This is a genomic window from uncultured Mobiluncus sp. (assembly GCF_947087965.1).
GTDB lineage: Bacteria > Actinomycetota > Actinomycetes > Actinomycetales > Actinomycetaceae > Mobiluncus.
In genome coordinates, this window is the sequence record NZ_CAMUES010000004.1 from 127,407 (window position 1) to 151,125 (window position 23,719).

A 23,719-nucleotide genomic window follows, 5' to 3' on the forward strand; every position below is an offset into this window, starting at 1 on the left:
AAAACATGACAGATGTCATCTAATTTTTGTGATTGCGCACACTACCGGCCCAAACGCTGGGGAGCAAGACTTAGATACATGAACACAACCACTACAGCTGCTCTGCAGCTCACTCATTTGCATAAGCACTTCGGGAAAGTCCACGCAGTGGAAGGCATCGAACTTAATGTACCGACTGGTACAGTTATGGCTCTGCTGGGGCCGAACGGGGCGGGGAAAACCACCACTCTGGATATGGTTCTGGGGCTGAGCGCACCAACCTCCGGGGAAGTGCAGGTTTTGGGCGAAAGCCCGAAAACCGCGATTTCCCGCGGTCAGATTGCTGCCGTCCTGCAAACGGGTGGCCTACTCAAAGACATGTATGTCTCCGAAGTCGTCCGCTGGATTGCCGCAGCTTACGGCCGGGATGTTGATACCCCGGAAAACCGGGAGCGGGTGATACGCGCGGCAAACCTGGAGCCGATTCGCAAACGTAAGATTGGGAAATGCTCCGGCGGGGAACAACAGCGGATTAAATTCGCGCTAGCTCTGTTACCAAACCCGGATTTATTGATACTCGACGAACCGACCGCGGGAATGGACGCCAACGCGCGCCGCGACTTTTGGGAAGTGATGCACGGTCAGGCGCAAAACGGCAAGACCATCGTCTTTGCCACCCACTACCTGCAGGAGGCCTCGGATTATGCTGATCGCATCGTGGTGATGAATCACGGAAAAATTATCGCGGATGCCAGCCCAGCAGAAATTACTGCCCAGAGAACGCGCAACGTGTCTTTCCAGGTTGACGCCTCTCACCTCAATACGCTCACCGCTCAAATACAGCAACATTGGCCCCAAGAATCTGTCGATATCAAAGACCATAGAATGTACCTATCGGTACAAGAATCGGATGATTTCGCGCGTTTCATCCTCTCTCAACCAGGCGTGAGCCATTTGGAAATCGTGCCTCCCTCCATGGAGGACACTTTCTTTACCCTGACCAGCAACTAAGGAAATCTCATCATGAACACGAAAATATTTGCTCTGGATTTAAAGCGAATTCTGCGCTCACCCGAAGTACCCATGTTTGTCATTGGACTTCCGGTGGTGATTTACCTGATTTTTGGGGTCGCCGCAACCTACGCCAAGGAAATGGTCGCCGACACGACTGTCAATTGGGCCTGGGTCATTATGGTCAATATCGCCGCCTACGGAGCCATTATCTCCACCGCCAGCTTTGCTGCTGGCACCTCCGTGGAAAAGATTCAAGGTTGGGGACGCCAAATCGCACTGACTCCCCTGAGTAACGGGAGGTACCTGGGTACCAAAATCGCCTTGGGAGCGCTGCTGGCGGCTTTGCCCGTGGCGGTCATCTTCCTGTTGGGTGGTCTGACTCAAGCCAAAGCGGAGCCCTCTGCCTGGATTATCTCTGTCTTGGTGATTCTGGGCGGATCACTCACTTTCACCCTCTATGGTCTGGCTTTCGGACTGTTGCTGCATTCCGATACAGCCGTCTCTATCGCCTCGGGACTGACCACCCTGTTTGCTTTCATAGCGAATTTTTTCATGCCCCTGGGCGGATGGCTGCTGGATTTCGCGAAATTCATGCCGGGCTACGGTTACGGAATTCTCGCCAGATATGCCGGCACTAACGGAAATCAGATTACTATGGACGGAAAGCCGTACACCGAAAACCTAGGAATTGGCATCGTGAACTTTGTAGTGTGGATCTTGATTTTTGCTCTTCTGGCACTGTGGGGCTATCAACGTTCACGGAGGCACGCATGAACCTGAAATCTTCCCCTGCCCTTACCGCGGACGGTCGCAGTCTCACCAGTTCTCCTTCGAACTCCTACATTTTCACGAGCACCTTCATGAGTCTCGTATGGCTGGGGTTCCTGTACTTTCCGATTAGTCGAGCCCTGACCTTACCCCTGGGACCGAAGATAATTTCCCTGATATTGACCACCGCATTCGCTCTGGCTTACGTAGCTGCTTTTTCACTCTCGTGGCGCAAACCAATCATGGGAGAGCGTAACTTCCGCTACTTCGACGGCCGGCACCGCCTACGCAAGAGCGACGCCATAGCCTTTGCAGTACTTGTGATGACTACATTGCTACAGGTGGCAGTGTTAGGACCGCTGAAATCCTTGACTTTCCTGCCGTTTATCGCTGCTGCCGCGCCTTTCACCCTGCCCCAGGCGGCTGGCTACATTACCGGAGCCTTGACGGTTTTAGCCTCCTTCCTCATCCCCCGTTTTGTACCGAATGGTCAAGAATACTTTGGCCTTGCCATCACCACCTCAGCCGTGTTTATGTTCGTGGCGGGAATAACTTTCTTTATCGGTTCCAGTATTGAAAGCCAGCGCCAAGCCAGAACACGAGCGATTTTGGAAGAACGCGAACGGGTAGCCAGGGATGTACACGATGTCCTGGGTCACACCCTTACGGTCATTGCCCTCAAGTCCGAACTGGCCGGAAAACTGCTGGAACGCGATCCCGGGCGTGCCCAGGCGGAACTGCACGAGATTACAAACCTGGCGCGGGAATCAATCGAAGAGGTTAGGCAGACTGTGGCGGGGCTCAAAGTGCAGAGTTTGTTCGAAGAAATCGCCGCCGCGTCTCAGGCATTGGAGAGTGCCAGTATAGACTTGCAGCGGGAGGGTAGCGCCTGGCCAGACCTCGACTCCATACCCGCAGTGAACCAAGCGATTTTTGCCTGGGTGATTAGGGAGGCGACTACTAATATCATTCGTCATGCGGCGGCTCACCGAGTCACTATCGAGATGAACCGGAGCAGTCTAACTATCACCGATAATGGGGTGGGAATCTCCCCCGATGCTACCGGACACGGTCTGGAGGGGCTCAAGGCTCGCGTGGAACAGGTCGGCGGGACTCTCAGTATAGTTGGGATACGTGAGGTCACGAGTGCCGCAAGTGCCGAGAGCGAACGGCAAAACGTTCCGGAGACCGGCACCGTAGTGGAGGTAAAGCTGTGATTAGCGTGGTACTGGCCGATGATCAAGCCCTAGTGCGCGGAGCAATTGCGGCACTGCTGGAACTCGAAGGCGACATTGAGGTTGTCGCCCAGGCCAGCAATGGTCGCGAACTCCTCGATGCTGTCCAAACCCACCACCCCCAGGTTGCGGTGGTGGACATCGAGATGCCCGACCTTGACGGAATCGCTGCCACCAAAGCCATCACCGAAACCACCGCCGACACCAAAACGCTGATTTTGACGACTTTTGGGCGTCCCGGCTACTTGAAACGCGCTCTGAGCGCCGGCGCCAAAGGCTTCATGGTCAAGGAAACTCCCGCCGAAGAACTCGCCGCCGCGGTACGAACTATCGCCGACGGAGGCACGGCTGTGGACCAAAAACTGGCCACCGAATCCCTTTTCGAGGGCGATAATCCCTTGACTGAACGCGAGATTGAAGTCCTGAAAATCGCCGAAAAAGGCTTGAGAGTCCAAGAAATCGCGTCTCGGGTGTACCTCTCACCCGGTACGGTACGCAACTACCTCTCCAATGCAATCAGCAAAACTCACACGGATACCTCGGCGGGCGCAGCTCGAAGAGCCCGTGAACTCGGATGGCTCTAGACACGCCGCCTGTGCCTCGGAGCACCCAGACTACCTAGGATAGGTAAGGCTTACCTAATCTTATTCTGATAGACTGGGAACATGAATGATGACTGCAATCTCCCGCAAAGCGCCCGCGCAACTAAAATCGCAGCCGGATATTGGGTACTAGCGCGTGCCGGAAAACGGGTGCTGCGGACACTGTAGACTGAGGGCATGCCGCAGCGCCGTGAATACTGGGACTCCCGTCCTCTGTCCACTCCGTTGGGTTGGATGTATCTGGCGGCCAGCGAGCAGGGGTTGACGCGGTGTGTGTTAGATGAAAATCCGACTAAAACGCACGCTCCAGGCGATAGTCTCCATACAAATTCCGCACATCAGGCGCCTGAACTTAACGGACGCATCGCGACTGAATGCCCTATTCCCGGGATGCCAACTGCTGCTCGCAATCTTTGCAATCTGACAAGAAGCCAGCTTGAGGAATACTTTGCCGGCACCCGCCGCAGCTTCAGGATTCCGCTCGACCTGTCCGGCAGTGAGTTTCGCCGTCGTATCTGGCAGACCTGCGCCGCTATTTCCTACGGTCATACCCGCACCTATTCTCAGTTGGCGGTGGAGGCTGGCAGTCCTGGCGCGGCGCGTGCTGTAGGCCAGGCTATGCATAGCAACCCAGTGGTAATCATCGTACCGTGCCACCGAGTCGTGGCGGCTCGTGGTCTGGGAGGATACGGGCCCGGGATTGAGATTAAACAATGGCTTTTGGACTGGGAGAGACAGCACGGACGCTAAAAACCTTGGCGGTTTCCCAGATGACCACTTCCGCAGAGGTCTCGGCACGCCGGCGGGCGCAGCCCGAAAAGCCCGTGAACTCGGATGGCTCTAAACCCACCGCCTGTACGTCCGAGCACCCAGACTACCTAGAATAGGTAAGGCTTACCTAATCTTATTCTGATAGACTGGGAACATGAATGATGACTGCAATCTTCCACAAAGTACTCGTGCCACTAAAATCGCAGCCGGACATTGGGTACTAGCGCGTGCCGGAAAACGGGTGCTACGTCCCGGAGGACTCAAACTTACCAACCGGATGCTCCAAGCAGCTGATATAACAGGAAAGAGAGTTGTAGAGTTTGCGCCCGGATTAGGCAAAACAGCCAAAATTATTATTGATGCGCCGGTCGAGTCCTATACAGGGGTAGATCAAGACCCGGATGCAGCCCAGCGGGTGCGAAACATCGTTGCAGACAGCGGCGGCAGAGTGGTGCAAGCAGATGCCCAGGATACCGGTTTGGAGTCGCAATCGGCTCAGGTAGTGGTGGGTGAGGCGATGCTCACTATGCAAAGCGAGAAAAATAAAGAAAAAATTGTTTCAGAAGCATACCGGATACTGGAGCCAGGCGGATGCTACGCGATTCACGAACTCGGATTAACTCCTAACGATATAGACATGCAGCTAGCGGATCAATTACGTAAGCGTCTTGCACAAGCGATTCGCGTGAATGCTCGTCCCCTCACCGAAAATGAATGGCGCAAGGTACTGGAAAATGCTGGTTTTATTATTGAATGGGTCGGTTTTGAACCCATGGCTCTGCTGTCGCCACGGCGTAACCTAGCTGATGAAGGTCTCAAGGGAGTGTTGCGGATACTCAGTAATGTTCTACGCGATCGAGAGTTACGGGCGAGAATTTTAGAAATGCGAGCCACGTTCAAACACCACCGTAAGAATCTGACAGGGATAGCTATAATAGCGCGTAAACCCGGTAATGGTAATGAAGGTCAGAGGTGATTCATATATGGATTCAAAAGAAGAATTGGTTACTGCCGGTCTAGGATATATAGATAAACTTGCGGAACGAATTGAGTATTCCCCGAACTCTACTGTTTCTAAAACCCTAATGCGTGCAGAAGGGGTAAATGTTGTGCTATTTTCCTTCGACAGCGGCGAAGAACTATCAGAGCACACCGCTGCTATGCCGGTAATTGTGCAAACCTTGGAAGGGGAAATTGAAATCACCGCCGACGGCAAAACTGTGAAACTGCTTCCCGGCGGGATGGTGCACTTTTCTACCCGTTTACCACACGCAGTTAAAGCTTTGACTCCTGCAAAAATGGTTCTCTATATGCTCAGCGAGCAGGGTAAATAGCACCCTTTAGGTATCCGACGATACGAAGGCACTAAAATCAAGAAACTACAGCGTCACTATTGCGCCGTTTGCTTTTGATCCGCGGCACGAGTGGCGGTGAACAGCGAGTTGCGCAGCTCCTCCATCGCGTTATTGACGCCACCGGGGTTGGACGGCAGCATCAGCGTCTGGGTGTTAGAGGCTTTCGCGACTTCCTGCAACGTATCGAAGTACTGGGTCAACAGCAGCATCTCTTGGGCTTCTGAACCAATCCCGGCGTCGCGCAGGGATTCATACTGGCTGACCAGACCGTCCACGATAGCCTTGCGCTGAGCGGCGATGCCTTCACCTTGCAGGCGCTTGTATTCCGCGTCGGCCTCAGCCTGTTTCACAATCTTGATTTTCTCGGCCTCAGCCAGGCTCACCGCTGCCTCACGTTCCCGCTGGGCGGCGTTGATTGAGTTCATGGACGCGCGCACCGTCGGATCCGGGTTGATGTCTGTCACCAGTGTGTTGATGATGGCGAAACCATAGGCGTTCATAGCCGTAGCCAAGGTCGTCTCGACGTCTTGGGCAATTTGGTCCTTGGAAGAAAACGCCTCATCAAGATCCAGTTTGGCCAGGGAGGTACGCACCCGGTCGTAGACGTAGGACTGAATCTGACGCTCCGGATTGGCCAAACGATAGTAGGAATCAACCACGTTTTGGACTTGGTACTGCACCGAAACCGGAATGGTTACGAACACATTGTCTTTCGTTTTGGTTTCCACTACGGAATCCAGCTGCATGATGCGAAGCGGAACCTTTTTCGCAATCTGATCCACGAACGGAATCTTGACCCGCAAGCCGGGCAGAGCGACCTTGTGAAACTTACCGAAACGCTCAATCACGTAGTTCGTCTGTTGCTTCACCACAAAGAACATCCCGCCCATGATGAGCAACACCAAGATAATGAGGGCGATAATCGACATCCCAAAGAGACCCCCGACAAAAGCCAAAAATGATTCCATTTTCAAACCCTTTCAAACAACAAAAACCTAACCTTACAACCAACTTTAGCGTCTCACTTGCGTGAGGGAAACTCGAAAATCCTGGTACCGACCCAGAATTGGACGAACATCATCACCACCATCAAACCGATTGTGGCAGCGAATGCCCAGGGTCCCAGAAAGAGGGTCATGGCGTAGGTGATTCCCCCGTAAGCCACCAGAGCGGCAGCGGCGAGGGTGTCGGCTACGTTCAGAGCTGCGGAAACCTCACCGTGGCGTTGGGGCGGGGTCAAGGAGAGGGCGTGGACAGTGGCCAGCGGGAAAATCAGGCCTTGACCCGAACCGGCGATGGCCCATCCCACCAGCACAAACCAGGGGCTGAAACTGGGAACGACCGCCAGGAGCACCACCAGGGTGCCCGAAATTTGGATGATGGGACCGATGATGATCAGCCAGCGGCGGTGCGCCGGATTCACGATCCGTCCCTGAATCCACGAGCTAAAAGCCCAGGTCATTGACGAAACCGTCATTGATAGGCCGGCCATGGTCGGTCCCCAACCGTGAATTTCTTTCAGCAGCAGGGGTAGGTAGAGGTCTACGGTGACGAAAGTGCCGTTCAACAGTCCGCGCATCGCCACGGTGGCGGGGACGCCACGCACCGCCAGGAAAGTGCCGGAAGGCAGAATGGGGCGCGCCGCAAAAAACAGCGCCAGAGTCAGGATGAGAGCGGAAATAATGAGCAGCGGAGAGACCGTTTCACGTTCCACCCCGGAGATGACTTGCAGGGCACCAATCAAGATGCCGCTAAAGATGGAACCCCAAAGCAGACTGGGAGAGGGACGAAACGGCACCGGGTCATGCAGCGGAGGAAATTGGCGAAATTTTGGCCACAACACTGGAAAGAACACCAGAAACATGATTGGGCAGATTCCGAAAACAAAACGCCAATGCACATAATCCACCAGGAACCCCGCCACCAGCGGGCCGACCAGGGAAGGCACCACCCAGGCGATGGCAAAGACCGCAAAAAAAGCCGGCTGCTTGTGCGGTAAGACGTAGGAGCCCACCATCACGTAGAGAGGCACAATCAACAAACCTCCGCCGAGGCCCTGAATCGCGCGTCCCACCACGACAAACCAGATGTTGGGGGCGAAACTCGCCACCAGCAGTCCCCCGGTGAAAGCCACGATGCCCGTGTAAATTACCGGTTTCGGGCCTCTGGTATCGACCCAAGCTCCGGCCAGGGCGGTGGTGATTAACTGGGTGGACATGGAGATTCCGGCCGCCAGCGCAAACAAATTTTTGCCGTCCAGGCGATCCACGATGAAGGGCATGGCCGTGTTTACCGCGATAGCTTCAAAAGCAACCAAGGTAATCATCCCGGTAGCGATGATTTTAAACCAGGCCGCTAGATAACCGCTGAGATAGTTATTCCCCTTGTCCTCGGATGCTTTCTGGTTGCGTCCCGATGCTTCCACGCCGTCCACGGATTTACTCACTCCCTCATCAATCAAAAAAATCTCCCTGCCGGAACCCTATGTTAAGGCCCCGACAGGGAGTTGGCAAAAATTATTCAGTCTCCCCAGATTACAGATCAGAGGCCTTCAAGTAAGGCTGGTAGCGGTGGCATTGCACCGGAATCTGCCAAGACAAACGATCCTCTTGCAGCTCATTCAGCACCAGCTGCAGCGCCACATCACTATAGGTCATGTTTTGGTGTCGATGCGTATCTGCCGGGCACACGTCTTGGAGCACCACGTTATTGACGTTGCTGCCTTCCAGGAATTCGCTGGTGTAGGGGGTAACAACCGTGTCCAACTTGGTGGTAATCACGGTGTAGTCGATGTTCGGGTAAACCTCAATACCGTCATTGAGCTGGTTAAAGAACTCCGAACCGACCAGCTGCTGCATTAAACCTGTCTGGTTAGAGCTGTGGAACACTTTGTCGTCAAGGGTCGGAATTTCCTGACGCAGCCAGTTAACTAGGTTCAGCATTCCTCCCAAGGTCGTACCGTGGTTGTTCGGGGTCAGGCCAATGAGCTGGTCAACTTTCTGGTCTCCGCCGTACCACTTGATGTACGCCCGCGGCAGCGCTCCACCGCCCTGGGAATGCCCCACCAAGTCAACCTTCGTGGCACCGGTAGCCGCCAAGACCCGATCCACAAAACCGGCCATAAACGCGGCGCTTTGCTTGATATCTCCGCTGAAGGCTTTTGAGTCGTTGATGATGGTTTCGCCCTTAGAGTTCTTTGAGGTCGCAGGGTTGTAGTTAAACGTAAATACGCAGTACCCGGCCTGCTTCAAGCGTGGAGACATGTAGGACCAGGCTCCAAAGGCATCATTGCTGGTACCCGGAATCAAGACGACCGGTTCCGTGCCTGGGGCCGGCCGGCAGTTGAAATCATTAGCACCCAAAGGCGTCATCCCCGGATGCAAAGCGGCTTGGCCCAAACCCACCATCGCCGTGTGGTAATCAGGGCCGTATCCATTGGCGGGAATTCCTCCCGGGGAACTTGGGGCTTCAATGCCACCAATATTGTCAATAGTGGGATCCGCAGGAGCCGGAAGAGCCAGAGCCGCATTGGCGCTCAGACCCAACCCTAGAAATGCTGCCCCAGCTGCCGCCGCGATACGAGTTAGCTTCTTCAACTCAGTCTCCTTCTTGGTTTGGATTGTCACAAGTTTCCAGGAGCTGTTTTTCGTGCTGAGGCTGTTCTTCGCCACGCCTACTCCGTCAGTTCCTTGAATAAATCCTAAAAGGATTCTGAAAGAAAAACAATTGTTTGTCCCTGACAAACAAGGGACGTTTTTCCTAGTCAGGACCGCTTCAAAAGCGCGGCCGGGAGATTGTACACCGTCTCGCGCCGCTCACGCACTCACTTTCCGCCGTCGTGAGTGGGTTTCCAATGAGAACCGACCGTCCGGGTGTCCCCCGTGACAATGGTGAGGTCGTTACGAATGTTAGAACCTGTTAGCATACCGCGGGCAATCGGGATGAGTTTATGCGCCACCGCAATCCGCACCAGGGGCACAATTAGCTCTGCCGCGTGAAGGGGTACTCGTCCGATATACGTTTTCTTGTCGAGATAGGCGCCCAAGCCGCCGTCGTCCTCCCGCATCCACAGAGCCACCGGCACCGTCTTGCCAGTAGAAATATACGGATGGAGCGGAGCAATGTGGTCATCGTAATCCTCCAAAGGGATTTCTTCCCCAGGAGGCAAAATTGTAAAGGCTTTTCTCGGGAACATATTGACCGGACCCACCCCACCGACAGGAGGTAAGCTCAAGGTCACGCGGTTTGCCAACCTAGATTTGGTACGTTGCGCCCACAGGTGGCAAGGCACTACCAGGTTGAGTTCTTGGGCATCCAGACCATTGAGTTCCACCACATATTTGCCGGCGGTAGCGTGATCCAAATAGCCCACGAAGTGGCCTTGCACCCACACGCAGACCGCCGCGTAATCATCAGGATTGTTGCGGTCACGCACCAGGTAAGCCCAGTCATCTATTTCCGCGCCATGAATATCGTCCACGTTGTGTCCGGCAAACAGCGCCGCAAAATCATCTTGTAGCTCAAGCGAATCCTCGACGGTGGCAAACGTAGAAGGTTCTTCCCACCCGGCAAAACTTTTCAGGTAGGGGCGAACCGGACCGCTGGTATCGGGTCTACCCTTAGAAAACAACCCCACGCCGTTCCCCTTTCACGAGTTTTACCTGCACTCTCTACATTCTCAGGCTACGAAACTATTTTCAAGCATAGCCAAAATCATTGCTCGATAAGTCCGGTTGGTCGCCTTCCAACGGTTTTTTTGAGAATTCAACAGGGCAATCGCCAGCCTCGTGGTGTACTCAGTCAATTTCCTGACAGTTTTTCGGTGCCGACGGATAGGGTCCCAAATCACCGTCACTGAGGTTATCCTTAGCGAGGGCACCCTGGAACTGTTCCCCCAACAGGACGTTAATCTCTGTACCGCGATTCAAATCAATCCTGACATCAGCTTCCGGCAGGGCTCGAGCCAACGAAAATGCTTTCGCCACATTTTTCTTGCTGGTGTTAATGCGAGCCGTACCGGCATAGGAATCGGGCGAATTCCCAACCACGTTCACCTTGACACCGAAACCTTTCAGTCGCTGTGCGGTTTGCGTGGCCAGACCGTTTTGGGAAGATCCATTGAATATGTTTACCGTCACTCCGTGTATGGAAACCGGCTTTCCCTTCGGAGCGCATGGCGGCACTTTTGCCTTTGCCTCCTCGGACAAAACGAAAGAATTACCGAAAGGCAGAGAAACCAAACCCATAGCAAAAGGCAGGGAAACCACCAAAACCGCAGCCATCGCCAGCACAATCCAGCCGAAAATCACGGTTTGGCGAGCCAGGGTGCGACGTCTCCGTTTGGCGCGTATCTCTTGGGAATCACCCTGGCCGAGCAGGTCCTTTGCTTCAATTCTGGGCATCGTTTTGGCCTTGCGTGGCTCGGAGTTCTTGATCCGCGTGACGCTTAGCATAGGCTTCGGAATGCAATTCCGTTCCGGCCGGAGCGGAAGCCGGGGAGGCCTGCTCCAGCTTAGTGCCGCGAACGTTAGAAATCGCCCGCATGAAGTGGTACATGATGATGGCACCGAAGGAACCCATCGCGATACCCTCGAACTTCACGTCGCCGATGACCAAGGTGTAGTTCGCGATAGCCATCACCATCGCCACCGCGGCCGTATTCAGGTTCACCGGGTCAGCAAAATCCACCTGGTTCTGGACCCAGATACGCACTCCGAGCATCCCAATCATGCCGTACAGAATCGTCGCTGCTCCACCCAGAACCCCGGGCGGAATGGTGGCGATAATCTCGCCGAACTTGGGTAGCAAGGACAGGGCCAGAGCCCCGATGGCGGCAATGATGTAAGCCACGGTGGAGTAGACCCGAGTCGCGGCCATCACGCCGATGTTTTCCGCATAGGTGGTTGTACCGGAACCGCCGCCACTACCGGCAATCATGGTGGACAAACCGTCCGCAATCAAAGCCCGGCCCGTTAGGTCGTCGAGATTCTGACCGGTCATAGCGGATACGGACTTTACGTGTCCCACGTTTTCGGCAATGAGAACCAACACTACCGGAAGGAACAAGCCTAACAGGGCGGGGCTAAACGCCGGAGCGTGGAAGGAAGGAAGGCCCACCCAGTCGGCTTTGCTGATAGCTTCAAAATTGACTTCGTGGCGAATGACCGCGGTCGCATAGCCGATAAGCACCCCGATGAGAATCGACAATCGCCCGATGATGCCCTTGAACAGGACGGTAATCAGCAGGACGGACACGATGGTCACGGTGGCCGTCACGGGAGCCTGCTGGACGTTATTCCATGCCGAAGGAGCCAGGTTGAAACCAATCAGGGAAACGATAGCCCCCGTCACAATCGGTGGCATAATCCGGTCAATCCAGGTCGCACCCGCGAAGTGAACTAACACACCGACCAACAGCAGCAGGGCGCCGGCGGAAATCACCCCGCCTTGTGCCAAAGCCATCTTGTCCGAGTCGATGGGAGCTCCACCCCCGGAAACGTAACCGGTGACCGCACCGATGGGCGCAATCAACGCAAAAGATGAACCCAAATACGAAGGCAAACGTCCGGAGGTGATGAGAATAAACAGGATGGTTCCCACACCCGTAAAGAACAGGGTGGTTGCGGGAGAAAACCCGGTCAGCAACGGAACCAGGAAGGTCGCGCCGAACATAGCGACAATATGTTGAGCCCCGATACCGATGGTTCGCGGCCACGTTAGACGCTCGTTGGGCTGTACTACCTCACCGGTAGTAATGTGCTTGCCGTCCCCATGCAATTTCCACTTGAAATTACCGGTTTTCGTTTCTGACATATTTCGTCCTTCCTTGCAGACTCCCGAATTTGTCCCTCCCATCCTAATACGGCCTCCGTCGCGCAAAAAAACGCCTGTTGCGCTAGGCTAAACACGTGAGCGATGCCTATGTTTCGGATTTTCCCGGCCTGGAAAAGGTCAATCCACAAGAGGTTTTTTCTCGCCCCGGGTACACTGACTCCACACAAAAAATCCCCGGCATCGTCATTACGTTGTTCGTGATTACTCTGGTCAGTTTCGTGGTGCCGATGATTTTCTCAATAGCTGCCATCGTTGTGGCGGTGCTGGCTGGCGGGATGCTGCGGGCGCGCGCCCTCTCTTCCGAATGCCAACCCGGAGACGGGCTGCTGCGAGCTACTTTCGGCCTGTCTTTCCTGTCTATAGGCTGGGGCACAGTGTGGTTCCTGGCTTGGGTAATCACCAAAGTGACTGTGACAGTCATCCCGTTTTAGCCTCTGTTAGCTACAGCGTCCCGGTTTCGATGTGGCGGAATCTCTAATCCAAGTCGACCAGTTATTCATCCAAAGGCTCATCGGGAATCTCAGAGGAGAGCAGACGGCGCACCTGGAACTTTTGAATCCAAGTCGTCCAGACGATACCGCAAATCGTGGTGATGACAAAAGCAATAAAAGCCAGCCAAGGCTGCCCCACCATTGAACGCGCCACGATAATGGCAGACAGCAAGCCGATGGGCATAAAAGACCCCAACCAAATGACCTTGTACCCGGTCGGATCATAGAAACGTCCCGAACCGATACGGCTGGCGAAAGCGTAGGTGAAGAGCAACACAATCGCCATCAACACGGTAAGGGCAATCAAGGAAAGGAAGGCGTTCAAAGCTGATACGGCTGCCCCGCACACGCCGCCGAACAAGGAAATTACCCAGCGAATCCATCGCGGAATAGCGACGATACGGGCCAGCACCTGGCGGGCATGCTCGGGATCGCGAATGGACTCCATAATCAGGCTGATTTCGTAGCCGGTGTAATACGACGGGTGTTCGCGAGCAATGTAAGGAATTTCGTAGCGGGCATCCACCTCGGGTACTTCACCCACAGCCAAACCTACGGCTCGCATCTGCAGTCCGTCAGAATCTTCGATTTCTTTGGGGCTTAGAATTGTCGCCGCAGCCATATTTGACACGGGCTGACCCAACAGTTCCTTTAGGGATGGGCCCGCATTCGGGTCTCCGGGAAGGGTGAGATTCCCCAGCATGCCTTCGGATTTGTTTTCCCTCTGGCTGGCGTCACGCTTTTTGCGCCGAGAGGCTCGACCGACCACGGCAGACTGATCGGAACCCAAAGTCGGCATGTTAAAGGGCACCCGTGTGCGGATGTCTTGCAAATCAGGGTGTTGTTCCTCGGTGAGTTGTGCCACCTGTCGAGGATCCATGGGCTGGGGTTCGTATCTGGCAGCGGGCACTCCCATCGGGGGATATCCGGCAGGTTGCTGGGGCGAGGTTCCCAGCTGACCGGGGACACTCGGCGGGTTTTGCGCAGGGTATCCTGAATAATCTGGATATCCAGCAGGATTGGAAACAGGCATCTGACCGCCGGAGAAAGGCGGCTGAGCTATGTTGGGATTCCCATAGCCGTAATCAGCATATGCATTCGGACTCGGGGACTGGCTGTTCGGGTTGTACGCCGGCATCCCCATTGGCGCAGCTGGTGGCATTCCCATCACGCCGTCCATGCCGCTATAATCCCCACGGAGAGGCACCGACCCATCGTTGTATGGCGTAGCGGCGTTGAGAGGCATCGCACCTCCCATTGTCCCATCTAAGGAAACCAAATTACCGTTGTTGGGCGCGCTATCGTAGTTTTGGGGAGGAACAGCTTCCGGGTTCAAAGGAACGGCAACCTGATTAAGCGGAACCGCTCCAGAGGGGGTACCACCCAAGGAAACCAGGTTTGGGTTGGCATTTGCAGGTTTAGGCGCAGGTCTGCCTCCCTGACCGTTGCCGGGCACATTTACGCCAGTCATAAACCTGTAATCCTCCTCGAACATACATATACCTGGACACCATTGTACAAGGTTGAAACAGGTGGGGGCACATGATTATGTAAAGAAGAATTAAACTTTCCCCGCTTTTTCAAACAAGCACCCGCTCAAGGTTGCGAGCTAGCCCCTCGCGAGACAACTTACCCAGATAAAATCTCAATTGAGTTGAACTTTTCCTCACCAACTCCCCAAGAAATAATTGACCTCTGCGTCCTCCTTACCCTGCCAACCACTCCCGACAAACCCTAAAATTTGCCGAACTGACATAGTTTAGGTATCTTTTTATGGCGTTGTTTTTGTGAACAACCGCACACGCGCGAGTGGCGGAATTGGTAGACGCGCACGGTTCAGGTCCGTGTCCCAGTGATGGGGTAGGGGTTCAACTCCCCTTTCGCGCACGTTTCGGGGTTTCCGGTTTGGCACAGCATCCGGTTTCACGGTCTGTTTTGCCGGTTTTTTCTTATTTTCTTGAATCTTTACTATCCTTTCATTGTTAACATGAACTCGAGGGAAAGGGACATCATGAACAAATTTTTGACTCGTGCCGCCGCAGTTTTGGGCGCTGGCGTTCTGGCTATTTCTTTGACTGCTTGCGGCGGAGGCGGCACCGGTGACGCAAATGTTGTGACCGTTGGCGCTTCCCCCACCCCGCACGCCAAGATTCTGCAGTACCTACAGGATTCCGGTGCCGCTGAAAAGGCTGGCATCACCATTAAAGTTCAGGAATTCTCTGATTACATCCAACCCAACGAGGCTTTGAAGTCTGGGGACATCGATGCCAACTATTACCAAACCGTACCCTATCTCGAGGAACAATCAGCCTCTCGCGGCTACAAATTCACTGCCGGCAAGGGTATTCACCTGGAGCCGATGGGCATTTATTCCAGTAAAATCAAGAGTCTCGATGAGCTCAAAGATGGTGCCAAGATTGTCATCATTAACGACCCATCGAACCAGGCACGCCAACTCAAACTGCTAGAGAGCCATGATTTGCTGCAGTTGAAGGGCATGAAAGACATCTCGGTCGTAAACGTTAAGGCTAATCCGGACGCTAATCCGCACGGTTTCCAGTTCACCGAAGTTGATGGAGCCACAGAGCCATCCCTGCTACCTGACGTGGACATCGCCGTTATCAACGGCAACTACGCTCAGGGCGGGGGCTTGAATCCCGCTGATGCTTTGTCTTTGGAAGACCCGAAAGGTAACCCTGCCGTGAACGTCCTGGTGTGGCGCGCCGACGAAATGAACAAGCTTGAAGCCATTAAGAAGCTCGATGAGCTGCTGCATTCTGACGTGACCAAAAAATACATTGAGGACACCTGGCCGGATCAGTCGGTCATCCCGGCGTTCTGATTCGCGAGCTAAAACTATTGGCGGTCAAGGAAAAACCTTGACCGCCAATAGTTTTAATGAAATCGCTGTTCAGACCAGCCCGTAGAGACGGTCTCCGGCATCGCCCAAACCGGGCACAATGTAGGCATCCTCGTTCAGATGGTCATCCACCCCAGCCACGACAACCGTCACTTCTGCCCGGTCGCCCACCGCGTCGGTCACGGCCTTGATCCCCTCAGGAGCAGCCAGAATACACGTACAGGTGACATCTCGAGCACCGCGTTCCAACACGTAGTTGATAGCCGCCACCAAGGTCCCGCCGGTTGCCAGCATCGGGTCAACGATAAAACACTGACGCCCGGACAGATCGCTGGGCAACCGGTTAGCGTAGGTTTCAATCGCGAGGGTTTGTTCATCGCGTTTCATCCCCAAAAATCCGACTTCCGCGGTCGGCAACAAGCGAGTCATGCCTTCCAGCATCCCCAAACCGGCCCGCAAAATCGGAATCACGATAGGACGCGGGTCTGCCATAACCTGGCCTTGTGTCTTGGTGATAGGGGTTTCTACGTCAATCGTCTCTACCCGAACGTTGCGGGTTGATTCATAGGCCAGCAAGGTCATCAACTCGTCCACGAGCTGGCGAAACATCGGCGACGGCGTGTTTTTGTCGCGCAACAGGGTCAATTTATGGTTAATCAGCGGATGATCCGCAACATATAAGTGCATGGTTTTAACTTACCGCGAAAGCACCCCGCCTCGCGTGAAGTTCACTCGGGTCGGTTAGAGTTACTCTATGGTTTCCTCCGGTATCCCCTCTGTTCCCAAGCTTTCCGTCGATTCCTCCGGAGATTCACCAGGCAGGGGCGCGGCTTACGGTTTGTCTCCGGCAGAAGTGCGGGCGTTGGATACCGCGTTTCACTTAGCCCAGAAGGCGGGACAGAACGGAGACGTCCCGGTCGGTGCCGTCGTGTTAACCCCGGAGGGGATTGTGGCAGGATTGGGGCTGAACCAACGCGAGTGTCCGCCCTACGATCCCAGCGCTCACGCGGAAATTGTGGCGCTACGGGAAGCTGCGGGCCGGCTGGAACGTTGGAATCTCAAGGGTTGCACCTTGGTCGTGACGCTGGAGCCTTGCACGATGTGTGCCGGAGCCATCGTGAACGCACGGATTTCGCGGCTTATTTTCGGCGCTTGGGATGCGAAAGCCGGTGCCTGCGGGTCGGTACGCGATGTGGTACGCGATAGCCGGCTTAACCATCAGGTGGAGGTCAAAGGCGGAGTGGACGAACTTCGGGCAAAAGCTCTGTTGAGAGAGTTCTTTGGGGAGCGCAGGTAGGCTTTGGCGCGATTCGGGTCAAATCGTGAGTTTCTCGACTACCTGTCGCAAGGAATTTTCGTCCCCCACGTTGCCCGGAAAAATCACGTAAGGAATACCCACCCCAGGACCGTCTGAGGCACTCCAAAGCGACACCAACCCCTCCAGCATGGAGCCGCGCACCCAGGCACGACGCATCTCCAGGCCTTTCGCCGCCACATCGGAGGATGTAATGCCCCCTTTCGCGACCACAAACCGCGGTTTGACCGTGGCGATAACTCCCTGTACGACACACACCACCGCCTGCGAAACCAGGCGGGCAATACGCAGCGAGTCCGCCCGATCCCGGCCTTTTACCAGGTTACGGGAGGTGTAAACCACCACTGAACCGCTCTCTAAAGCCTGACAGACTTCACTCACGACCTGCTGAATAAATGCGCCTGGCTTATCCTGGCTAATAACCGCTGCCACCTCGATTTCGACTTGCTTCAGGGGTATACATGACTCTAATCGAGCCAGTTGCCGGGTCGTCAGACCCACGTGGGAACCCACCACGATGAGACCGCCGGGAACGGAGGTCCTGTCGGAATCGGAATCGGGAATCCGCGTCGGAGCAATATCCGGGGTCTGTAGCGGACGGGGAATGTCTTGCCCCAGGCGAGCCCGCACGAAAGCAGGACCGGTGCGATAGATAAATCGTTTCCCCTGTGCTTCGGCCTGAATGACCGCTAGAGCTAAGAGCCGCAGGTCATCCTCGGTGACGGCATCACAGATGAGCGGTTGGCGGTTTGCGGCGGACAATAGCTTACGCAGTGCCTCCTCCCCCGCGTCCCGGTGACGCAAATCCTGCAAATCAATCCGGATAACCGCTTCGGCCCGGTATTGGCCCGCCGATTTTTCCTCGACCCACTGCGCCAAATCCGATTGTTTATACCCAAAGGTCGCGTCCTTAGCGAACTCTGATTGACCTACTGGAATGAAACCTTGACGCGGCGAACCGGCATAGTGAACCCCACCGACAGTGATACGTCCAGCCTCAGGGAACGCCGGCACGATAATGACCCCGTCAACAGTTTGGCCACGCTTTTCTAACTCGGTGCCAATCGTATTGGGTTCCAGGGGGAAATGTCCGCGCAAGGTGGAATCAGACCGTGAAATAAACGCGACTTCCCGCCCCAGTGCTGCGCCCGCACGGGTTGCCGCGTCCACGATTTCCTGGTTGACCCGGCGGGCAGAATCCGGATTCAGAGAGCGAGTATTGGTCACCACGTAAACGGCTGGCGCGGCGGTGCCGAGAGCCCAGAGAAAATCCGTCTCTTCCCAGTTCATCAGCACCGGTAAGTCGCAGACTGATTGGGTGCCGGTAGGGTCATCGTCGAGTACCACAAAGAAGGAACCGGGATGGTTCGCCCGGGCTTGGCGCACCTGAGCCGCAGTTATGGCGAGAAGTGCCGGCCAGTCTTTCGTCAGCTCCTCCACGTTCACCGGGACTGCCGGCGTCTCGCTAGGTTTAGCCATAAAGCCTCCCAAATTTGCGGTAGAGGTGGGATTTGAACCCACGGTGGGTTGCCCCACACAGCATTTCGAGTGCTGCACCTTCGGCCGCTCGGACACTCTACCTAGTCGCGCTTTTCAGCACGAGCCATGATTTTACCATGAAGCTAAGGGGGAAATCTTCCGGCGGTTCCACGTGTACGCAGCGAGGGTGTCTCCGTGGCCTTCTGCTGGGGTGTTTAATCTTATTTTTTGTTGCGAGCAATGCAGTTATCGGCACTGTTGGTCTTATTTCTATGCTTTAGCTATGTCACCAGGTTAAGCCTGGAAAAACCGAAACCAGCAGGACAGTCCAAATATGCTCTACAATTTTGTTTCGAGATTTCCTGGAAATGACCCATTCGCTACTCAGTCACACGAAAGGCTCGATATGTCAGTTGACCGCGACCTGAATCTTCCCCTGCCCCCGGCTCGCATTCCGGTTCTGGCCATCATTACCGCCGCGATGGAGGACGAAGCGGCGCCCCTGTGGGACCTGGCTAAGGGCGGAGGGAATCTGGTGCGTTTGGGTGCGAAAGGCAGCTTGCAACTGCTCCAGATTGAGGACGCCACGATTGCCCTGTTGACTACCGGAATCGGGCTGGTCAACGCTGCCAGTTCGCTGGCTGCAGCCCTGACCTATGTTTCCCCACGCTACATTTTTAGCTGCGGTTCAGCTGGCGGTTTGGATGCGAATTCACAAGTCCGGGACGTAGTCGCGGCTTCGTCTTGCCGGTTTTCCACCGCCGATGCCCGCGAATTTGGTTACGCCCTGGGTCAGATTCCGGGAATGCCCGAACGTTATTTAGCTGACGGAGACCTGTTGGGTCGTTTTCAGGCTCTGCCCGAACAGCTAGCTGGGTCACGCACCCGCAGCGGGGAGTTTCTCTCTGCTGACCAATTCGTAGGCACCGAGACTGCTTTGCAGCTGAGGGAACGCTATCCCGAGGCGACCACGGTCGATATGGAGTCAGCGGCTTTGGCCCAGGTTGCTTACGGGGTCGAGGTCCCCTTCCTAGCAATCCGGGGTATCAGTGATTTGTGCGGGCCCGAAGCGGCGGCGGAAAACTACTCCCGAGCCGGGGACGTGGCTCGCCTGAGTTTCCTGGTGACACTGTGCCTGTTGGGGCTGCGCGAACCTGAGGAAATCAAGTAGTCTCTCCCCGACATAGACGAAGATTTGGTTTTAGTGGGAATAGATACGGCCCCACTCTTCTCGGTGATCCAGCATCTTTTGCGCCGCGGCTTGCGCTCCTGCCAAGCTGTGGCTCTGGCCCCAACCACATTGGACTTCATTCGCCGCCGGCACCTCAGTCATGTTAACCACGTCAACAAGGGTTGCTTCCAATATAGACATAAATTCTTCCGGCTGGAGGCCTAAGGTCATCGCATAAAAGCCTGTCTGGCATCCCATCGGCGAGAAATCTAGCAGTTTGTCCGTGTGGTCACGCATGTGTTCCGCCATGCTGTGCTCCAAAGAGTGCACCACCGGCATATCTAGATGCTCCACGTTGGGCTGGCAAAACCGCACATCGTACTTGATGAACTCATCCCCACCAGGCAAGGTTTCTTGGTGTGCCACCCGCACGAATGGAGCCTTGACTTTGGTGTGATCAAGCTGAAAAGATTCCACGTTAGTTTTCTCGATTTCCATAGTCAAAATTCTATAGCTTCCCCAAAATTCTGGCGACACGCCGAAGCTGTCATTTTTCTAAAAATTACTTTTTGCACAAACTGTGGATAACTACACCCATGTAACTTAGCCCTATTACGTGGGCTGACACAGCTATACACAACCTCGTCCACAGCTGAAATCGGACTTGTCCACAGGTGGCAGGGAGAAAAAACCGACCACTATATGTAGTGGTGGTAGACACACCTGCCCACAAGGTGTAGTGTTTTGAACTCGACAGGACTTTTCAGTGCTGGTAGAATAACAACGTTGTAGTTTTCGCTTCGCGGTCCACGAAATTGCCGCAGGAAAACCACACACTGGGAGATATTGCGGAGGAAGCCTAGAGATGAGTATCACTCTTTACACGAAACCTAACTGTGTTCAGTGCAACGCAACGAAGCGCGCTCTGGACAAACAGGGTCTGGACTACGAAACCGTCGACCTGACCGAGGACGTGAACGCTCTCGATCACATCAAGAGCCTGGGATTCCAACAGGCTCCCGTCGTTTTTGCCGGCGATGATTCCTGGTCCGGGTTCCGTCCCGATAAAATCAAGGCTCTCGCCATCGCGGCACTCACCGCTGCCGCTATTTAACCGCGACATCCCGGTTCGTCCACTGCGCGCCACCGGCTCGGAGTTGAGTGCGTGCCACGCCGCCGCACCCCGTCAGTGCGACCGGAAAACCTTGTGAATCAGCTAGAAAAACCGCATTGAAGTAAGGCAAAACCGTGGGGTTATTGGTTTATTTTTCCTCCGCAACTGAGAACACCAAACGATTCGTGGAACGTGTCGGTGTTCCGGCGTTGCGTATCCCGTTGCACCCCGGTTCTGAACCTTTGTTGGTCGATGAGGAATATGTGCTCATGGTGCCCTCATACGGCGGCGGGGACACCAGTAAAGCAGTTCCCAAACAAGTCATCAAGTTTTTGAACATCGAACACAACCGCAACTTATGTCGCGGCGTAATTTCCAGCGGAAATATCAATTTCGGCGAGGCCTATTGCATCGCCGGCAAAGTACTTTCTCGCAAACTCAAGGTTCCCTTCCTGTACAAATTTGAACTATTGGGAACCCCGGAAGATGTAACTGCAGTCAGAAAAGGATTGGAAGAATTTTGGGCGAACCTACACTCTCAACAAGCGGAATCGGACTCCCCGGCGTCTCCGGAGTCATGACTGACACACTCGAAGACGAATTCCTCGACCCCGAACACGATTACCACTCGCTAAACGCGAAACTGAACCTCTACGGTGAGGATGGGAAAATCCAGTTCGATGCGGACCAGGAAGCTGCTCGCCAGTACTTCTTACAGCATGTGAACAAGAACACGGTGTTCTTCCACGATTTGAAAGAGAAGCTCGACTACCTAGTCGAGGAAGGCTACTACGAGGCGGAAACTCTCAAACAATACAGTTTTGAGTTCATCAAGTCCCTGTACGAAAAGGCCTACAGTCACAAGTTCCGGTTCCCGACTTTCCTGGGTGCGTTCAAATACTACACTTCCTACACGCTCAAGACGTTCGACGGCAAGCGTTACCTGGAACGTTTCGAGGATCGCGTATGCATGGTGGCGTTGTACCTGGCGCGCGGCGATGAACAGCTGGCCGTGGACATCATGGAAGAAATTATTTCGGGACGCTACCAGCCCGCCACCCCCACTTTCCTCAACGCCGGAAAGAAAGCTCGTGGAGAGATGGTTTCGTGCTTCCTGGTGCGCCTGGAGGACAATATGGAGTCCATCGCCCGGGGCATCAACTCCGCCCTGCAGCTGTCCAAGCGCGGGGGCGGCGTCGCTTTGCTGCTGACGAATCTGCGCGAGGCGGGCGCTCCGATTAAAAAGATTCAAAACCAGTCCTCCGGCGTGGTTCCGGTGATGAAACTGCTGGAAGATTCATTTTCGTACGCAAACCAGCTGGGAGCTCGCCAGGGCGCGGGAGCGGTCTACATCAGCGCGTTCCACCCTGACATCATGTCTTTCCTGGACACCAAGCGTGAGAACGCAGACGAAAAGATTCGTATCAAGACCCTGTCCCTGGGGGTGATGGTTCCCGACATCATTTTCGAGCTGGCACGCAACAAAGAACCCATGTACCTGTTTAGTCCCTACGATGTCGAGCAGGTTTACGGGGTGCCTTTCAGCGATATTTCCGTCACGGAAAAGTACCGCGAGATGGTTGACAACCCTAACATCCGCAAGAAAAAGATTGACGCCCGCAAGTTTTTCCAAACCCTGGCGGAAATCCAATTCGAGTCCGGCTATCCCTATATCGTTTTCGAGGACACCGTGAACCGGGCAAACCCGATTGACGGACGCATCATCATGTCAAACCTGTGCTCCGAGATTCTCCAGGTCTCCGAGCCCTCCGTATTGAATGAGGACCTGTCGTACGCGAAAGTCGGCAAAGACATTTCTTGCAACCTTGGTTCCATGAACATCGCCAAAACCTTGGAATCCCCCGATTTTGCGAAATCTATCAACGTAGCGATTCGCGCTTTGACGGCGGTGTCAGATTTGACGAACGTGGAGTGCGTGCCGACTATCCAACGCGGCAACTCGATGTCTCACGCCATCGGTTTGGGAGCGATGAACCTGCACGGCTGTCTGGCGAAAAACCGGATCTTCTACGGTTCGGACGAAGGTCTGGACTTTACGAATATGTACTTTTACGCCACGGCGTTCTATGCCCTCAAAGCGTCTCACGCTTTGGCAGTAGAGCGTGGGGTCACTTTTGAGGGCTTCGAACGTTCCCAGTACGCCAGTGGAGAATACTTTGAAAAGTATCTTCAGGGGGACTGGACTCCCAAGACCGCCAAGGTTCGCGAGCTGTTCGAAAAATCCTCGATTCACCTGCCGACCCCGGAAGATTGGCGAGCCCTAGCCGTGGACATCAAGCGTGACGGCATGTACAACCAAAATTTGCAGGCCATTCCGCCCACCGGTTCGATTTCTTACATCAATAACTCGACCTCGTCGATTCATCCCATCGCCTCCAAGATTGAAATCCGCAAGGAAGGCAAAATTGGCCGCGTGTACTATCCGGCACCCTATATGACTAACGACAACCTTGATTACTACCAGGATGCCTATGAAATCGGGTATGAAAAGATTATCGACACCTACGCTGAGGCCACGAAGCACGTGGATCAGGGGCTGAGCCTGACTCTGTTCTTCCCGGACACGATTACGACTCGTGACGTGAATAAAGCCCAGATTTATGCCTGGCGCAAAGGCATCAAGTCGCTGTACTACATCCGTCTGCGCCAAGCCGCCTTGGAAGGCACCGAGGTGCAAGGCTGCGTCAGCTGTATGCTCTAAGTCTTTCTG

General features: G+C 54.7%; 24 protein-coding genes and 2 tRNA genes. 15 read left to right on the forward strand and 11 right to left on the reverse strand.

The genetic code is table 11. The features are described 5' to 3' along the window. Positions 1–78: 78 nt before the first annotated feature. The 7 genes from Q0V70_RS05695 (at position 79) to Q0V70_RS05725 (ending at position 5,703) form a co-directional block, all read left to right on the forward strand. Positions 79–990, forward strand: a complete 912-nt coding sequence (locus Q0V70_RS05695; RefSeq protein WP_297589442.1) for an ABC transporter ATP-binding protein — start codon at positions 79–81, stop codon at positions 988–990. Positions 991–1,002: 12 nt separating this feature from the next. Next, positions 1,003–1,767: an ABC transporter permease gene (locus Q0V70_RS05700; protein ID WP_297589445.1), complete on the forward strand. Its 765-nt coding sequence runs from the start codon at positions 1,003–1,005 to the stop codon at positions 1,765–1,767. Further along, entirely contained in the window at positions 1,764–2,978 is a 1,215-nt protein-coding gene (locus Q0V70_RS05705; protein ID WP_297589447.1) for a sensor histidine kinase, read from the forward strand. Before Q0V70_RS05700 ends, Q0V70_RS05705 begins: the two co-directional genes overlap by 4 nt. Beyond that, on the forward strand, positions 2,975–3,580 hold the full coding sequence (locus tag Q0V70_RS05710; RefSeq protein WP_297589449.1) for a response regulator transcription factor: 606 nt from the start codon (positions 2,975–2,977) through the stop codon (positions 3,578–3,580). The genes Q0V70_RS05705 and Q0V70_RS05710 overlap by 4 nt, the downstream gene beginning before the upstream one ends. Positions 3,581–3,775: 195 nt before the next feature. Beyond that, a complete protein-coding gene (locus Q0V70_RS05715) occupies positions 3,776–4,348 on the forward strand; it encodes a methylated-DNA--[protein]-cysteine S-methyltransferase (protein WP_297589451.1) in 573 nt (190 codons plus the stop codon). A 175-nt stretch (positions 4,349–4,523) separates the two neighbouring features. Beyond that, complete coding sequence (locus Q0V70_RS05720; protein WP_297589453.1) at positions 4,524–5,345, forward strand: class I SAM-dependent methyltransferase; 822 nt, start codon at positions 4,524–4,526, stop codon at positions 5,343–5,345. A 7-nt stretch (positions 5,346–5,352) separates the two neighbouring features. Beyond that, entirely contained in the window at positions 5,353–5,703 is a 351-nt protein-coding gene (locus tag Q0V70_RS05725; protein WP_297589455.1) for a cupin domain-containing protein, read from the forward strand. A gap of 56 nt (positions 5,704–5,759) precedes the next feature. Here Q0V70_RS05725 and Q0V70_RS05730 read toward each other — a convergent pair whose 3' ends face one another. The 6 genes from Q0V70_RS05730 to Q0V70_RS05755 all read right to left on the reverse strand — a co-directional run bounded on the left by Q0V70_RS05730 (position 5,760) and on the right by Q0V70_RS05755 (position 12,537). Beyond that, positions 5,760–6,692, reverse strand: a complete 933-nt coding sequence (locus Q0V70_RS05730; RefSeq protein WP_297589457.1) for an SPFH domain-containing protein — start codon at positions 6,690–6,692, stop codon at positions 5,760–5,762. A gap of 53 nt (positions 6,693–6,745) precedes the next feature. After that, entirely contained in the window at positions 6,746–8,185 is a 1,440-nt protein-coding gene (locus Q0V70_RS05735; RefSeq protein ID WP_297589460.1) for an MFS transporter, read from the reverse strand. Positions 8,186–8,258: 73 nt separating this feature from the next. Further along, positions 8,259–9,395: a triacylglycerol lipase gene (locus Q0V70_RS05740; protein ID WP_297589463.1), complete on the reverse strand. Its 1,137-nt coding sequence runs from the start codon at positions 9,393–9,395 to the stop codon at positions 8,259–8,261. Between the two features lie 152 nt (positions 9,396–9,547). Then, positions 9,548–10,360: a hypothetical protein gene (locus Q0V70_RS05745; protein WP_297589466.1), complete on the reverse strand. Its 813-nt coding sequence runs from the start codon at positions 10,358–10,360 to the stop codon at positions 9,548–9,550. 160 nt (positions 10,361–10,520) lie between these two features. Beyond that, a complete protein-coding gene (locus Q0V70_RS05750; RefSeq protein ID WP_297589470.1) occupies positions 10,521–11,126 on the reverse strand; it encodes a LytR C-terminal domain-containing protein in 606 nt (201 codons plus the stop codon). After that, complete coding sequence (locus Q0V70_RS05755; RefSeq protein WP_297589473.1) at positions 11,113–12,537, reverse strand: uracil-xanthine permease family protein; 1,425 nt, start codon at positions 12,535–12,537, stop codon at positions 11,113–11,115. Before Q0V70_RS05755 ends, Q0V70_RS05750 begins: the two co-directional genes overlap by 14 nt. A gap of 95 nt (positions 12,538–12,632) precedes the next feature. Here Q0V70_RS05755 and Q0V70_RS05760 point away from each other — a divergent pair, with 95 nt between their 5' ends. Further along, the gene (locus Q0V70_RS05760; protein WP_297589475.1) at positions 12,633–12,989 is read left to right on the forward strand and encodes a hypothetical protein; all 357 of its coding nucleotides are present in this window, start codon (positions 12,633–12,635) and stop codon (positions 12,987–12,989) included. A gap of 61 nt (positions 12,990–13,050) precedes the next feature. Here Q0V70_RS05760 and Q0V70_RS05765 read toward each other — a convergent pair whose 3' ends face one another. Beyond that, positions 13,051–14,520: a hypothetical protein gene (locus Q0V70_RS05765; RefSeq protein WP_297589477.1), complete on the reverse strand. Its 1,470-nt coding sequence runs from the start codon at positions 14,518–14,520 to the stop codon at positions 13,051–13,053. A gap of 332 nt (positions 14,521–14,852) precedes the next feature. Here Q0V70_RS05765 and Q0V70_RS05770 point away from each other — a divergent pair. Both Q0V70_RS05770 and Q0V70_RS05775 read left to right on the forward strand, forming a co-directional pair. Next, positions 14,853–14,936 (forward strand) — tRNA-Leu (locus Q0V70_RS05770). 124 nt (positions 14,937–15,060) lie between these two features. After that, entirely contained in the window at positions 15,061–15,891 is an 831-nt protein-coding gene (locus tag Q0V70_RS05775) for a MetQ/NlpA family ABC transporter substrate-binding protein (RefSeq protein WP_297589479.1), read from the forward strand. Positions 15,892–15,960: 69 nt separating this feature from the next. On the opposite strand, the gene upp is transcribed toward Q0V70_RS05775, so the two are convergent. Continuing rightward, positions 15,961–16,596, reverse strand: a complete 636-nt coding sequence (upp, locus tag Q0V70_RS05780) for a uracil phosphoribosyltransferase (RefSeq protein ID WP_282922350.1) — start codon at positions 16,594–16,596, stop codon at positions 15,961–15,963. Between the two features lie 67 nt (positions 16,597–16,663). Here upp and Q0V70_RS05785 point away from each other — a divergent pair, with 67 nt between their 5' ends. Further along, positions 16,664–17,206, forward strand: coding sequence for a nucleoside deaminase (locus Q0V70_RS05785; protein ID WP_297589481.1), 543 nt, complete (start codon positions 16,664–16,666; stop codon positions 17,204–17,206). A gap of 18 nt (positions 17,207–17,224) precedes the next feature. On the opposite strand, the gene Q0V70_RS05790 is transcribed toward Q0V70_RS05785, so the two are convergent. Beyond that, complete coding sequence (locus Q0V70_RS05790) at positions 17,225–18,703, reverse strand: four-carbon acid sugar kinase family protein (RefSeq protein WP_297589483.1); 1,479 nt, start codon at positions 18,701–18,703, stop codon at positions 17,225–17,227. A gap of 17 nt (positions 18,704–18,720) precedes the next feature. Then, positions 18,721–18,805: transfer RNA gene (locus Q0V70_RS05795), tRNA-Ser, on the reverse strand. A 304-nt stretch (positions 18,806–19,109) separates the two neighbouring features. On the opposite strand from Q0V70_RS05795, the gene mtnN reads away from it, so the two are divergent. Then, positions 19,110–19,874, forward strand: coding sequence for a 5'-methylthioadenosine/S-adenosylhomocysteine nucleosidase (gene mtnN / locus Q0V70_RS05800; RefSeq protein ID WP_297589486.1), 765 nt, complete (start codon positions 19,110–19,112; stop codon positions 19,872–19,874). 30 nt (positions 19,875–19,904) lie between these two features. On the opposite strand, the gene Q0V70_RS05805 is transcribed toward mtnN, so the two are convergent. Then, the gene (locus tag Q0V70_RS05805; protein ID WP_297589489.1) at positions 19,905–20,372 is read right to left on the reverse strand and encodes an S-ribosylhomocysteine lyase; all 468 of its coding nucleotides are present in this window, start codon (positions 20,370–20,372) and stop codon (positions 19,905–19,907) included. 367 nt (positions 20,373–20,739) lie between these two features. On the opposite strand from Q0V70_RS05805, the gene nrdH reads away from it, so the two are divergent. From nrdH to nrdE, 3 genes are all read left to right on the forward strand, one after another. Next, positions 20,740–20,988: a glutaredoxin-like protein NrdH gene (gene nrdH / locus Q0V70_RS05810; protein ID WP_297589492.1), complete on the forward strand. Its 249-nt coding sequence runs from the start codon at positions 20,740–20,742 to the stop codon at positions 20,986–20,988. A gap of 134 nt (positions 20,989–21,122) precedes the next feature. Then, entirely contained in the window at positions 21,123–21,569 is a 447-nt protein-coding gene (gene nrdI, locus Q0V70_RS05815) for a class Ib ribonucleoside-diphosphate reductase assembly flavoprotein NrdI (RefSeq protein ID WP_297589495.1), read from the forward strand. After that, on the forward strand, positions 21,566–23,710 hold the full coding sequence (gene nrdE, locus Q0V70_RS05820) for a class 1b ribonucleoside-diphosphate reductase subunit alpha (protein ID WP_297589498.1): 2,145 nt from the start codon (positions 21,566–21,568) through the stop codon (positions 23,708–23,710). The genes nrdI and nrdE overlap by 4 nt, the downstream gene beginning before the upstream one ends. The last annotated feature ends 9 nt before the right edge of the window (positions 23,711–23,719 follow it).